The organism is Pedobacter sp. 05T44 (genome assembly GCF_056395985.1).
In genome coordinates this window covers 88,321-102,703 of record NZ_JBFTKO010000009.1, presented here as the reverse complement: position 1 = coordinate 102,703, position 14,383 = coordinate 88,321, and the positions used below count along the sequence as shown (strand labels likewise).

Sequence of the window (14,383 nt, the reverse complement as noted above, 5' to 3'; positions counted from 1 at the left end):
TTAATTGCTAACAATTCGCTAGTTGTCAACACTTTAGTGTGCTGTTTTGTTGTGGGTTATGGTATCTTTAATATACGCTTGGTATACTATTGCAAAAGGAATATTCGTTAAAACAAAACGGCACTAGATAGTATTATATATATAAATGTACCAATAATAAATTAATCAGATTAAATCATTATGAAGACAGAATTGATAAATGAGTTTTATTTGATGCAAAGGAGCAGGGCATCTGTAGATTATAGTGAAATGCTTAACGACAATGTATATACCCCAATTAAGCATGCAAATCGGAAAATGACAACATGGATCTGTGAAAGAGGGCATATGCTTATGAACATGGAGGTTCGGCTAAACAGCTCAATGAAACACTTAAGAAAGAAGTATCTGAAGTTTTAATGCCTTAATTCCGCTATCTTTGCGCCATGATGGTAGAAAAGGTATTGGAAAATTTAAAAATAGCTTCACTAAATGAAATGCAGCAGGCATCTATTGCCGCATGGAAAAAGGGTGGTGATGTAGTTTTACTTGCTCCAACAGGTTCAGGTAAAACAATTGGTTTTTTATTACCTATTCTAAACAACCTAAAACCCGAAGTTAAGGGTGTTCAGGCCTTAGTGCTTGTTCCTTCCCGGGAACTTGCATTGCAAATTGAAACTGTTTTTAAACAAATGGCTACAGGTTTTAAGGTGAATTGCTGTTATGGCGGTCATCCGGTAAGAACGGAACGAAATAATCTGGAGCAACCTCCTGCAGTACTTATTGGCACCCCAGGTCGGATAGCTTACCACCTCCGTCACGAAAATTTTGATGAATCTACGATAAGTACACTTATACTGGATGAATTCGATAAAGCGCTCGAATTTGGTTTTCAGGAAGACATGTCGTACATTATTCATAAGCTACTTTCTTTAAAGCAACGTTTACTTACTTCGGCTACAGCTATGGAAGAGATTCCTGGTTTTACTGGTGTTAGTAAGCCAACAGAGATTAACTTTTTAAAGGATGTAAAAGTTGTTCCCGATTTAAAGCTTAAAAAAGTACTTACTACAGCCGAAGATAAGTTAGACACCCTATTAAAACTGATTTGCAAAATCGGGAATAAAAATACTTTGATTTTTTGTAACCATAGAGAAACGGTTGACCGTATTAGCGATTTATTGATAGACAAAGATCTGGCACATGATATATTTCATGGTGGAATGGAGCAGGATGAGAGGGAGAGGGCCTTATTGAAGTTCAGAAATGGAAGTATAAAGATCCTTATCACTACTGACCTCGCTTCACGAGGCTTAGATATTCCTGAAGTGCAATGTATCATTCACTATCAGTTGCCATATACAGAAGATGCATTTTTACATCGTAACGGGCGTACAGCCAGAATGAATGCTAAAGGTACTGCATATCTAATTGTTGCTGATGATGAAAAGTATCCATTTTTAAAAGCTGACATAGAAACTGAAAATTTAAAGGGTAATTTTGTATTGCCAGGCGATAGCGAATGGCAAACCTTATACATTGCTGCCGGTAAAAAAGACAAAGTAAATAAAATTGATATCGTTGGCTTGTTACTTAAAAAGGGTGGTTTACAAAAGGAAGATGTGGGATTGATTGAAGTTAAAGATCAGTCTTCATACGTTGCCGTGAAGCGCAATATGATTAACCGAATTCTGAAATCTTTGGCTAATGAGAAGATTAAAGGGAAAAAGGTTAAGATCGAAGTGGCAATGTAATGGAACCAAAAGCATCTAAAGGATTTACTATATAAAACTCAACATATGAGCAATAACGATATTTTTAAAAAGTTGCGTGTAGCACTTGAACTAACTAATGATGATATTATTAAGATCATGGAATTAGTAAACTTTAAGATCACCAAGAGTGAATTGGGCTCGTTCTTTAGAAGTGATGACCACCCAAATTTTAAACCTTGTGGCGATCAGATTCTTCGCAATTTCCTAAATGGGTTGGTTATCTACAAACGTGGACCAAGGCCAGTGAAATAGATAATATTTTTTGCCATCTTCAATTTATTAGCATTCTGCCACTTTTTAAGCAATAAAAAAATGTAAATAAATTTTGCTAAAACGGTTTAAATGTCTTTATTTGAGTTGTAGAATCAAAGCAATTCTATTGTTAACCAAATAGACCTAAATAAATGAATACTAAAACCTCTAAACTTCCCTTTATTGGGGTCGACATAGGTGGCTCTCATATCACAGCAGCACACGTAGATTGCTCAACATATAAAGTTATTGATAGTTCTATGCAACGTTTACGCGTGGCATCAATGGACAGTGCAGAAGTAATTATCCAGTCGTGGGTAGATGCACTTTCTTCACTAATTTTAAAATCTTCTGATGAGACAATAAGAATTGGAATAGCCATGCCCGGACCCTTCGATTATCAGGAAGGTATTTCATTGATGAAAGGTATGCAGAAATATGATTCATTATATGGATTAAATATCCGCACTATTTTATCCGAAAAATTAGGCATTCCAGGTGAGCATATTGTTTTCATAAATGATGCAGAAGCATTTTTAAGAGGTGAACTTGCATCGGGTGCTGCATCAGATTTTGAAAGAGCAATAGGAATAACATTGGGTACAGGACTTGGCTCAACAAGTAATTGCAATGGTCGGGTAACGGATATGAACTTAGCATTTGCTCCTTTTCAAGACAGTATTGCTGAAGAATACATATCAACCCGATGGTTCTTGAAACACTATAAAGAGTTAACCGGAAAGGAAGCGAAAAATGTTGAAGAATTGCTCGCTACGGCAGATGAGTCTGTAACGGAACAACTATTTGAAGAGTTTTCTACAAACCTGGCGGCTTTCTTAAATGATTTTATTGCTGATGAAAATCCACAGGTGTTGGTAATTGGTGGAAATATTGCCAAAACATGGGATCATTTTATTACTAAATTGCAGGAAAAGTTAGTTAATAAAACCGTGGTAATAAAGCAAAGCGAGATGTGGGAAGACGCTGCTCTTGTAGGTGCTGCATGTACCTGGATAAGTAATTAGAAAATGAAAAAATGGGGTTTTCTCATCGGCATCTTTGCATTTTTTAGTGCCGAATCAGTTTTTGCAGCTAAGGTTGATACGGTATCGACCTATAGCGCTGCAATGAAGAAAAATATTAAGGCTGTTGTAATTACTCCTGAGGGTTACAATGAAGGCAAGACATATCCAACAGTTTATTTACTGCACGGAGCCGGAGATGCTTATTCTGGTTGGGTAAATAAGGTGCCATCAATTAAGGAATATGCAGATCATTATCAGATGATCATTGTATGCCCCGATGGAAATGTTACCAGTTGGTATTTTGATAGTCCTGAAGACCCCGCCTGGAAATATGAAACTTATGTAGCTACTGAACTGGTTAATTGGATAGATCAAAAATATAAGACCATAAAAGATAGAAAAGGTCGTGCAATTACAGGTTTAAGTATGGGCGGCCATGGTGCACTATATTTGGCCTTTAAACATCAGGACATATTTGGCGCTGCTGGTAGTATGAGTGGTGGTGTAGACATTAAACCTTTCCCGTTGAACTGGGACATCGCCAAGCGCCTTGGACCTGAAGATAAATATCCTGAGCGTTGGAAAGCAAATTCTGTTATCGATTTAACCTATCTACTTGTTCCTAACAAACTTGCTTTAACTATCGATTGTGGCTCTGAAGATTTTTTTTACAATGTGAATATCAAATTGCACGAGAAACTGCAATACAATAACATTCCGCATGATTTTACCATCAGACCGGGATCTCATAACTGGGATTATTGGAAAAACGCGATCGGATTTCAACTGATGTTCTTTAATAATCAATTCATCAAAAAATAATACGTTTTCATAAATAACTAGAGAAATCTGCTGGAATTATTCCTATTTTAGAAGGACAAAACCGATAGTTACCCTTTATAAATAAGAACATGAATACAACAGATCGCAGAAGTTTTCTCAAAGATTTAGGAATGTTATCTGCAGCTGCAGGACTTTCTTCTTTAATTCCGTTTGACGCACTGGCACTCCCTAAAAAAGAATTTTTCAGTATATCTTTAGCTCAGTGGTCATTGCATAAATCATTGTTTGGCGGTAAGTTAACAAACCTTGAGTTCCCTATAAAAGCTAAAAAAGATTTCGGTATTGATATAGTTGAGTATGTAAGTCCATTTTTTAATAAAAAAGAAACTGATCCGGCATACCTGAAAGAACTAAAAAGCATAACTCAAAATGAGGGAATTCAAAATCACTTAATCATGATTGACGGAGAAGGTGAATTGGGAAATCTTGATGAAAAAGCGCGTTCAAAGGCTATTGAAAATCACCATAAGTGGGTGGATGCGGCCAAAGTGCTTGGTTGTAAAACGATTCGGGTAAATGCAGCAGGAAATGGATCTGAACAGGATGTGAAAACTGCAGTGGTGGATGGTTTAGGCAGACTTACTGAATATGGTAAGCAAAATAAAATCAACATTATAGTTGAAAATCATGGAGGGTATTCTTCTGATGGAAAATGGTTGTCGGATGTTATGAAACAGGTTAATAGCCCTTATTGTGGCACCTTGCCTGATTTTGGTAATTTTAGAGTGAGTGCAGATAGAGTGTACGATATGTACCAGGGAGTAACTGATCTGGTTCCATTTGCAAAAGGAATTAGCGCGAAAACCTTTAATTTCAATGAAAAGGGTGATGAAAAAGATATCGACTACGATCGCATGTTTAAAATTATTAAGGATGCAAAATGGAGTGGTATTGTGGGTATTGAATATGAAGGCGAAGGTTTGTCGGAAGATGAGGGAATCAAAAAAACGAAAGAGCTGTTGTTAAGAATACAAAAGCAATATAAATAAAACAAAACAGGCCGGTATTACCGGCCTGTTTTGTTAAAGAGTACTATACTAATTTTTTGTACCTAATGCGATGAGGAGTTACATCGCCCAGGCGTTTTTTACGGTTTTCCTCGTAATCACTGTAGTTGCCTTCAAAGAAGTAAACCTGAGAGTTTCCTTCAAAGGCTAAAATGTGTGTACAAATACGGTCTAGGAACCAACGATCGTGACTGATTACAACTGCACAGCCACCGAAGTTTTCCAAGGCTTCTTCTAGTGCACGTAAAGTATTTACGTCGATATCATTGGTTGGCTCATCCAGTAACAATACGTTTGCACCTTTCTTTAAAGTGATGGCTAAATGCACCCGATTACGCTCTCCGCCAGATAAAATGCCAACTTTCTTTTGCTGATCACCACCATTAAAGTTGAATTTAGAAACATATGCACGCCCATTTACCGCTTTGTTACCCAATTGGATATTATCTAAGCCATCAGTAATATTTTCATATACCGTTTTGGCAGGGTCAAGGTCATTGTGCATCTGATCTACATAACCAAGTGAAACAGTTTCTCCAACACGGAATGTCCCGGTATCTGGAGTTTCCTGTTCAGTAATTAGGCGGAATAATGTTGTTTTACCTGCACCATTAGGGCCAATAATACCTACTATACCGGCAGGTGGTAAAGAGAAACTCAGATTCTCAAATAACAATTTATCGCCATAAGCTTTGGTAACATTGTTTGCCTCAATAACTACATTCCCCAATCTTGGTCCAGGCGGAATAAACAATTCCAATTTGTCTTCTCTTTCTCTCGAATCCTCTGATGCCAGCTTGTCATAGTTTGATAGACGAGCTTTAGATTTAGCATGACGCGCTTTCGGTGCCATACGTACCCACTCAAGCTCTCTTTCAAGAGTTTTCTGACGTTTGCTCTCCGTTTTTTCTTCCTGTGCCAAACGTTTAGCCTTTTGATCTAACCATGATGAATAGTTTCCTTTCCATGGAATACCTTCACCTCGGTCTAACTCAAGAATCCATCCGGCAACATTATCAAGGAAATACCTATCGTGGGTTACTGCAATTACAGTTCCTTTGTATTCTTTTAAAAACTGCTCTAACCAATCAATACTTTCAGCATCAAGGTGATTCGTAGGTTCATCTAGTAATAAAACATCTGGTTCCTGCAGTAGTAAACGACACATCGCCACACGTCTTCTTTCTCCACCCGATAGTACTGAAATTTTTGTATCCGGATCTGGGCAGCGAAGCGCATCCATTGCACGTTCTAATTTGTTATCCAGCTCCCATGCATTTACAGCATCAATTTTGTCCTGAAGCTCACCTTGTTTGGCCATTAGTTTATCCATTGCATCAGCATCTTCGTAAACTTCCGGCAAACCAAACTGTTCATTAATAGACTCGTATTCTTTAAGGATAGCGGTAATTTCAGCTACGCCCTCTTCAACAACCTCTCTAACTGTTTTGTTTTCATCTAGTTCCGGCTCCTGTGCAAGATAACCTACAGTGTAGCCCGGAGAGAAAACAACTTCGCCTTGAAAAGCTTTGTCAATACCAGCAATGATCTTCAAAACCGATGATTTTCCCGATCCATTTAAACCAATAACACCTATTTTTGCACCATAAAAAAAGGAAAGGTATATGTTCTTTAAAACCTGTTTCTGAGGGGGGTAAATCTTATTTACCCCGGCCATTGAAAATATTATTTTCTCGTCGGACATCGTTATTTCGTATATTAGAGTTGTTTTTATTAAAACGGGGACAAAACGGGGACAATTTTTTTGTTAACTAAAAAGAAAACTATGTCAAACTTCACACATTCTGAACCCTATATTTATAGCAAAGATAAGAAAGGAAAGCCAGTAAAAAAGTGGTGTATCAGATATTCGATTCAATATCCAAATGAAGGGAAAGAATACCCCAAGGAATATGGTAATTCCTATAAAAAGGATCTTAATAGAATCCGTAATCCAAAAACTAAACAGTATGAGGCAGAAATAATCCTGGGATGGGTAGAAGCTGATTTAAAGAATGGAATAGATCCTAGATTTCGGGAGAAACAGGTAGAAGATCGGATAATGGAGGAAATTAAAGCATCGGAACAATACAAGTATGCTGATGTATTTAAGCTATGGTTCGCCTCGATGAATTATGTTAACCCTATCCCCAGTAAGGAAATTTCTGCAAAAATCTATAAGAGATTTCATGAAAATCAATTTATTCCATACTTAAAGAGTATCGGTAAAGAACATGATATCCGACTAATAGATGACAACGTGTATATTTCGCAGATAGTAGACACTTCATTTCGGGCCAAACTGTGCACCCGAACTTCTACCCTTCATATCCGGAGGAATCTTAGTCTTTGAGGCCAATATATTCAAATCCCGAAAATTCACCCTTATCCATTTTTTAGTGGAGCTCTTTTATTTTTAGCGCCGTGACTGATGACGGATAGTTTCAAAGGCTATTTTTGAGACCTGAGAGGAGATCGTGACCTCAGTTTTTGATAAATCTATGTATCTGAAGAAGTCTTCATGGATTGGCCTCAGAATTTTGCAATGAAACGCAATTAGAGGCATGCTAATTAATTTTTATGACCGAAATGAGTTATCATCCCATGGTGCTTTTCTTGAGGCTAAAAACGGCTTAAAATAAGCCGACTGACCATTTTTCAACGAAATCAACTGATCATTTTGGGCCGTAATATGAGGCCACGTTCCGCGAAAGAGGTGGCCACATACGGAATAATCCCCATTTGGACGACTGGCTCAGGTGTAGCTTCAGTCTGCACATTAATTTTATCTGGCCAACACTACTTTTGCAATCATTCCTCGTTAAGTTATTTGATTGCCTCCGAAATGGAATAGCCAATTTTTATGGACTGTGCAACCAACAGTTCAATATCAGATGTTTTGGTTCGGTGGTTTAATATGCATACCCTGATGCAGTAAGCCCCTCCCAGAATTGTGGATGAAGGAGATGCTATTCCGCTCACCTGTAACTTAATGAGCAACTCGCGATTGAGTGCATTTGCCTCAGATTGGCTTATACCCTGTCTTATGAACCGGTAACACACTATACTCAGGCTAATCGGTGCCATCAGTTCAAGCTCCGGATTACGAGTAATCAACAGCCCTAGGTGCTTTGCCTGCCGTAGATTTTGGACAATTTGCCGGGTAATTTTTTTAATACCATGTTCTTTAAAAGACATCCATACTTTTAGGGCTTTAAAACCCCTGGAAAGCTCGAAACCGTAATTGGTGATGGGATCGAGGCCGCCTGCCAGTCCTTCCATTTCGTTCATCAAATATTTTGGAGTGAATGAAAATGCCGCCCGGTGAACTTCCTGATCTTTGATCAACACACAGCCCGCCTCATAAGGTGCTTGAAACCATTTATGCAAGTCAAAAGCGACACTGTCTGCATCTTCAATGTATCTGAGCCTCTGTTTGTGAGATCCAGTCAGTTTTGCTGGTGCTCCGTAAGCACCATCTATATGAAACCAAAGCTGATAAGTCCTGCAAATATCCCGGATTGACTTAAGCGGGTCTATTGCGCCGGTATTGACCGTTCCCACGGTAGCTACAACACAAAACGGGCTAAATCCGGTTTTCAGATCAGTTTGAATCTGTTTTTCCAGATCTTTTATTTTAATCCGGTACTGTTTGTCAACTCCGATCAGGCGAACGGAATTTTTCCCAAGACCAAGAATCTCAGCTGCTTTTAACACACAGCTATGGGTTTCAACTGAGCAATATAATACTAATGCGGCAGGCGAACCGTATAAACCATTGGTTCTTACATCGTAGCCTGCTTTATGATTTCTGGCAACGGTCAGTGCAGTAATGTTAGCCATTGAACCGCCGCTAACCAGCAGACCCGATGATGTTTCTGGAAAACCCATTAGCTGCTTACACCATTTCACTACTTGCTGGTCGACATACATTGCCGAATGTTCACCGATCGTGACATTGGGATTCATCGCCGATGCGAGTAGGTCCGCAAATGCACCCAGTGGGGTTCCGCCGCCCTGTACCCAGGCGAAAAATCTTGGATGGATATTTCCTTTTGGGTATGGCAGTATCGTTCGTAAAAATTCAACGTATACATCGTTTGCTGTAGTGGGAAATTGGGGGAGGTCCGTGGAAAGGGTGTTTTTGACTTCCTGTGGCACCTCATTCCATACGGGCACGTGCCCAATGTTACACAATAGGTCAATCACATCATCAATTACCTGATGTCCGAGTTTGCGCATTTGATGCCAGTTTTCCGGATCTAGGCTTTGTTCTTTCATTATTCTGCTTTTATGCGTCATCATTGGGATTTGGGAAGGCTTTTTGCGAGTATAAGCGCCTGTCTAAGCACCACATCCTCCCCGGTTAAAATCTGTTGTATAGTTGGATTTATATTTAGCTCAACGGGAACTCCTTTCGCGGTTGCAGTCGGGTTCTTCAAGTGCATGTAATAGCCAAGCAAGGGAACGTCTAGCCCAAGTTTGGTATTTGGCAAGGTGACCATTGCAAAGCCGCCGCTTGAATTTCCAGTATACCCGCCGCCAGTTTCTTCGCCAACCAGCATCGCTCGCCGGTTATCTTTTACAATTGCTGCAAATTCGCTGGTCACCGAGAAACTTCTGCCGTTGACCAATACGATTAATTTGCCCGTATACGGATTTGGCTGCGGAGTTTGCAGTCCAAGACCCTCTTTTTGCGTAAATAGATACTCGTTGCCTTTTTTAACAATAAATTGTTTAAGGTAGGCTAACTCCGGCGGAAGCCATGCGTACTCAGAAAATGAGTAATCTGGTTTTCCCGCCACCGTAAAACGGTCATAATATCTAAACGGCATAGCTGTGAGGTAAGCGTAGAGTTTGAACCCAAAGGCGTCGGTGCCGCCTTCATTATCCCGGAGATCAATAATGAGCGAATTGATCGACTTGTCTTTAATATTTTTAAACGCGCTTGCTAAAAAATCCTCATATTTCTGTAAACCTTCTTTTTCCTGAAAGACCGGGATACGCATTAATGCGACTTTTGCACTTGGGTAGATAAGTGAATATATGGGCTCCAGAGGAATGAACCTGGGAAAAGCAGTGGCCGCCGCCGATCTTACTGATATCCCTTTCGGTTTGCCCGTCTTATCAATCAACTGGATATCAAATACATTTTTGTCGCCTAAGACTTCTGCATAATAACCCGAAAATGTTTGATTCAGCTCCTGATATTTGAACGTTTCTCCATCAGCATCTGAAAAAATATTTTGGAAAAGAAGGGACTTGATTTCACTAATGGCTTTCCCGTTAATTGACTTTAGTTCGCATCCCGCATACGGAAACGACGGATCTGAAAATGACTTAAGAATATAAGCTTTATCTTTTCTAAAGTGCAATTTCAATGGAAAGTAACCTTGTTCAAAAAAGGCAAAATGATCATCTGGCCTTTTTTGACGGTGAAATTTGGTATGGCCGTCGGCAAGGTAGGCAATCATTGGGTTCACTATCCGGTAAAATTCCAATTCTGTCATATCTTTATTCAGGCGGCTCTCCGTTTGCTCAAAGGCGGTCGTGATCTGTTGTTTTGTTCTGTACCTGTAAAGCCCGGGATGCGCCTCCTGCAACGCGGCACGAATGATTGAGAAATCTTTTTTTAACTCGGACTTGGTAAAAATTTTTTGGGCAATGCTTGCCTGACCGAGGCAGAGCAACACTGTAATAAATTGAATTATCTTCATTTGATTTGGTATAAGTAAAATTTGAATAGAATCAATTTAACCAGTGTGCAGACCCAAATTGTCCGGGGTCAAAAATCTCAGGGTCTAAGTGTAGATTAAACCGCACCCTTTCATATTGAACTACCTGGTGCAATTTCTTGTTCACATATTCCTTTCTTTGAGCCGGGAACCAGACACCATCAATTTTTTTGTAACCGGAATATTGTATGTCCACCGGACCTGATCTGCTGTCGTATCGCCACCTCACCGGATACTTTTCAATGGCATCATACCATACCTGATCTGTATCTTCATCCAAGGGATGACTTGCACCAAAAATTAAAGTTGTCCTGCCATTCCAAACTTGCTGCCTTCCCTTAGCGAGGTCAATTCCTATTTTTTTAAAGTCGGATTTGACACTGTCGAAGGATTGGATAGACATTTTTATAAATACCAGGTCTTCGAAATGCACAATCGGCCAGCCGCTATATGCCTGCTTATATTTTTTAAAGGTATAAGTGGCTTTCCCAACTTGTATTAGGGCATTGCCATCATCAATGCTCCCGATATCTTCGCGAAACAGCTCTGGAAGAATGCCCGCCTTGTACCTTGCCCATGTACTACTGGTTTGATTATATTGTTCGGTCGTACCCTGCTCGGACCAGGTATAGGACTTCAATGAAATTTGCTGTCCTGCAGCCCAGACTGCCTTAAAGTCTGGAATGGTACTTTGCGCCGATACGATTTCCCGTGAATAAGAACAGATCAGCAGTAAGGCGATGATAAAATAATTTTTCATGCTCAAAAGTAGAGATGCGGCTCACACGCTAATATGGCTGTCGAAATGGAACATGTTTTCATCGACATACAACTCAATGGAGCCCTTTAACAACACTTAAACATCAAACTCCCAAACACCTATTTAAAAAAGTAGTCTTCAATGCCAGGCCGGCAAATCAGACAGAAACTATGGGCCAGTTAGGCGACAGATCATCCCGGAAGAATTGCAACATGGTTTCCGAGGCTTCCGTTAGGGAAAGTCAGCACAGGCAAAGCATTAATGTTAAGAAGAGGTTGTTTAAATGTTAAAAACGGCATTTCGGCGACAACGTAGTTACTTTTGTCTACGATATTTTACACTTTTTCTGTCGAGGCTGATCTTTGGAGCCGCAGTATTGTCCCGGCATATTAAGATTGACAATTATGTTATCATTCATTTTCAATAAAAATCCTTGGCAAGGCGCTTCCAATTGGAAAAAACTATAAATCAGATTGCCAAAAACGACTGAGCGCACTTACCGTGAAACTACCCGGGCGCATGACATCGGATAAGGTAGCTGTGAACTTTTAACGTAAAGAAACCCTATGTACTCATTGATTATAAAAATTATATACAGAACCATTGGAGAATTTTGGTTGTCCAGTATTAGCAACCTGTCAGCAGAGATCTGGCCGTTTGGCCGTATTCGAGGAAACAAAGTCCTTGTAACTTTGCTGATCAGCCTGCAATGTTTAAGCAGCACCGGCATGGCCCAGCAAAAAAAACAACCAAATGCCTCTCAAATCCAAAAGATGATTGCGGAAATGAAAAAGAAAGCAGGTTCCGGAGGTAAGATTGATCCTGCAGTACTTGCAGGGCTTGCCAGTCAGCTGGGTGTAAACAGAACAGGCACAAAGGGAGCATTTCAAAAGGCCAGACCAGCCAATGATTTCCCCAGATTGTACATTGGCGACCTGCCGAAAAATCCGTTGGCCGGAAAAAAGCTCAATGACTACATCGTTAACCTGGAAAGTAAAGCGATATCCCGAATGTCAGCAGCAGATCTTGCGGCTGTGGATACCGCTATTGTTCTGGCGGCAGACACGCTATCCAAAATGGCAGAACTTTCCATTTATGCGTTTTATAATGGTGGTACAGCGTCTGGACTTCTGCTGGCAATGAAAGTAGCATTAAAAGATGTAAACCATGATTTGAATCTCAACAATCTGAGTGGCATGCTCATCACTGCTGGTGCACCTGCTCAGGCAATACCCATTTTAAGAGGACTGGTGTTGCGAAACCCAAACAACCCGATGGTGCTTAACAATATGGGACAATCTTTTGCCGGAGTTGGGCTAAAAGACAGCGCCATGTTCTACTTCGCCAAATGCCTCAAGGAGAATCCCAGGCATGCCCAGGCAAACAATACTGCCGCACGCATCGCCAAATCCAATGGTAATACCGCCAAGGCATTGGAGCTGGCTAAGGCTTCGGTTCAAAGCGAGTTAACTACCGAAGCCATGGATTTGATTAGTCAGTATGATAAAAGCGGCGACGCTTATGATTTCCTAGCCAGAGCAAAACACATTCCCGATTATTTTAATCTCTATAAATTCAAAAAGCCGGCGCATCAAACCAGTGTTAACGACGCAGAACAAGTCAAAGTCCAGCAGTTGGAGTTTTCAGACCAGATTGACAACATGATCTCCGAACTGGGCGTACTTGCCGGCAAGGCCTCTAAACTGGGGAATTCGGAACTGCAAAAGACCGTGCGAGATGCTTATACCCATACACTGGCCACCGGCCAAAGCCCGACTCCATTAATGTCCCCAATCGTTATTAAAGCCACCCGCGTACTGCCTAACAGGTATATCCAGCGAGAGCTTTTGCAGAAAATGCAGCAGGCGGAGCAGTCATACCGGTGGACCATCGCACAGGAAAAAAAAGCATTAGATCAGGACCTGCAGAAAATCCAGGAAAAATTTATCCAGATGATGTCCGGTTACGAATGCCGTGAAGGCAAAGGTGCTGGCTGTCTTATGATAGAAAAGCTTAGCAGACAAAGTTGCCAGGAAAAGGACGAGCGGATTGGCGTCTATCTTGAAAGCTGCGCACTTGCAGCAGATGGCTTTGACAAAGTGCAACTCCAAGCGGCCAGGGAAAGATTCCATTTCAATTCCAAATGGCAATACCTGACAGGTGTGAATGAGTACCTTTCCAACTTTCAGTACTACAGTGCCGCGATTCAATACCTTAAAGAGATCAAAAAAGTAGTGGGTTATCCCGTGGTCGAGCCGGCCTGTGGCAATCTTGATCGCCAGCCAAGACAGAAAAGTAGACTCGCCGATTTTGAATATGCCTGCCCGGTCAACCTAAATATGGAACTTGGAATAGCATCGCTGAAAGCAAACTGTAAGGAGTTGAGCTGGACAATCAAAGCGCCGGAATTTGTCAAGTTCAACTTCAAGAAGAACTTTGAAACAGGAGAGTCGACTTTAAGCCTGATTGCCTTCTTGGAAGCTGGCGGGGGTATCGGCGATGTAAAGGGGAGCCAAATTGGGATTCGGGGCGGTATTAAGGCTGAAGCTTACGAAGCCTTCTTTATCAGTTTTGATAAGAACAATTCCTTTGCCGACGCCGGTATTCGTACTGGTGCAAATGTGGTCATCTCTGCCTCAAGCGGCGTTAAAGGGGAGGGAGCAGCCACAACGATTGAAAAAGGATTTGAAGCTAGTTTTGGCATCAATTCGGGTTTTACAGGAGGGCCTAAGGGTATGGACGGAATTGGAAACAGCGTGGCTGGCAGCGCAGATGCGGCGATCAGTTCCTGGTTCAAATAAGGAACACAGTATGCGACACAGGCTTTATCGTTGGATTTTTCGTTTTCCGTTTGGCGAGCCTCTTTTTCTCAGAATTCCATTGTCTCCGATTTATGAAGCGGTCTAACGCTATAATTGCGTTACTGATCTTAGGTATTTGGTTGTATGTCGACAAACATTTTAGACCTTCCTTCCTCTTGGCAACTTTATGCTTTAACAGACCATAG

12 protein-coding genes are annotated in these 14,383 nt (G+C 40.7%); 8 read left to right on the top strand and 4 right to left on the bottom strand.

Annotated elements, in window-relative coordinates:
* The first annotated feature begins 180 nt into the window (after nt 1-180).
* The 6 genes from AC1DDK_RS15310 to AC1DDK_RS15285 all read left to right on the top strand — a co-directional run bounded on the left by AC1DDK_RS15310 (nt 181) and on the right by AC1DDK_RS15285 (nt 4,863).
* Nucleotides 181-399 carry a hypothetical protein gene (locus AC1DDK_RS15310; protein WP_172661118.1) on the top strand — a complete coding sequence of 73 codons (219 nt, stop codon included), beginning with the start codon at nt 181-183 and terminating at the stop codon, nt 397-399.
* 26 nt (nt 400-425) lie between these two features.
* Nucleotides 426-1,733 carry a DEAD/DEAH box helicase gene (locus AC1DDK_RS15305; protein ID WP_172661117.1) on the top strand — a complete coding sequence of 436 codons (1,308 nt, stop codon included), beginning with the start codon at nt 426-428 and terminating at the stop codon, nt 1,731-1,733.
* A 45-nt stretch (nt 1,734-1,778) separates the two neighbouring features.
* On the top strand, nt 1,779-2,006 hold the full coding sequence (locus tag AC1DDK_RS15300; protein ID WP_048907167.1) for a DUF1456 family protein: 228 nt from the start codon (nt 1,779-1,781) through the stop codon (nt 2,004-2,006).
* A gap of 152 nt (nt 2,007-2,158) precedes the next feature.
* Nucleotides 2,159-3,031, top strand: a complete 873-nt coding sequence (locus AC1DDK_RS15295; protein ID WP_172661116.1) for an ROK family protein — start codon at nt 2,159-2,161, stop codon at nt 3,029-3,031.
* A 3-nt stretch (nt 3,032-3,034) separates the two neighbouring features.
* On the top strand, nt 3,035-3,853 hold the full coding sequence (locus AC1DDK_RS15290) for an alpha/beta hydrolase (RefSeq protein WP_172661115.1): 819 nt from the start codon (nt 3,035-3,037) through the stop codon (nt 3,851-3,853).
* Between the two features lie 89 nt (nt 3,854-3,942).
* Nucleotides 3,943-4,863 carry a TIM barrel protein gene (locus AC1DDK_RS15285; RefSeq protein ID WP_172661114.1) on the top strand — a complete coding sequence of 307 codons (921 nt, stop codon included), beginning with the start codon at nt 3,943-3,945 and terminating at the stop codon, nt 4,861-4,863.
* Nucleotides 4,864-4,906: 43 nt separating this feature from the next.
* Here the strand turns inward: AC1DDK_RS15285 and ettA are convergent, their stop codons facing one another.
* Nucleotides 4,907-6,586 carry an energy-dependent translational throttle protein EttA gene (ettA, locus tag AC1DDK_RS15280; protein ID WP_172661113.1) on the bottom strand — a complete coding sequence of 560 codons (1,680 nt, stop codon included), beginning with the start codon at nt 6,584-6,586 and terminating at the stop codon, nt 4,907-4,909.
* 81 nt (nt 6,587-6,667) lie between these two features.
* Between ettA and AC1DDK_RS15275 the strand changes: the two genes are divergently transcribed.
* Nucleotides 6,668-7,234 carry a hypothetical protein gene (locus AC1DDK_RS15275; RefSeq protein WP_288882686.1) on the top strand — a complete coding sequence of 189 codons (567 nt, stop codon included), beginning with the start codon at nt 6,668-6,670 and terminating at the stop codon, nt 7,232-7,234.
* 473 nt (nt 7,235-7,707) lie between these two features.
* Here AC1DDK_RS15275 and AC1DDK_RS15270 read toward each other — a convergent pair whose 3' ends face one another.
* The 3 genes from AC1DDK_RS15270 to AC1DDK_RS15260 are packed head-to-tail and all read right to left on the bottom strand — an operon-like array spanning nt 7,708 to nt 11,376.
* Nucleotides 7,708-9,162 (bottom strand): pyridoxal phosphate-dependent decarboxylase family protein, encoded by a 1,455-nt coding sequence (locus AC1DDK_RS15270; RefSeq protein ID WP_288882684.1) that lies wholly within the window; start codon nt 9,160-9,162, stop codon nt 7,708-7,710.
* A gap of 20 nt (nt 9,163-9,182) precedes the next feature.
* Complete coding sequence (locus AC1DDK_RS15265; RefSeq protein ID WP_288882683.1) at nt 9,183-10,598, bottom strand: S41 family peptidase; 1,416 nt, start codon at nt 10,596-10,598, stop codon at nt 9,183-9,185.
* Nucleotides 10,599-10,629: 31 nt separating this feature from the next.
* Nucleotides 10,630-11,376, bottom strand: coding sequence for a hypothetical protein (locus AC1DDK_RS15260; protein WP_288882681.1), 747 nt, complete (start codon nt 11,374-11,376; stop codon nt 10,630-10,632).
* A gap of 566 nt (nt 11,377-11,942) precedes the next feature.
* On the opposite strand from AC1DDK_RS15260, the gene AC1DDK_RS15255 reads away from it, so the two are divergent.
* The gene (locus AC1DDK_RS15255) at nt 11,943-14,177 is read left to right on the top strand and encodes a tetratricopeptide repeat protein (protein ID WP_288882680.1); all 2,235 of its coding nucleotides are present in this window, start codon (nt 11,943-11,945) and stop codon (nt 14,175-14,177) included.
* Nucleotides 14,178-14,383: the final 206 nt, after the last annotated feature.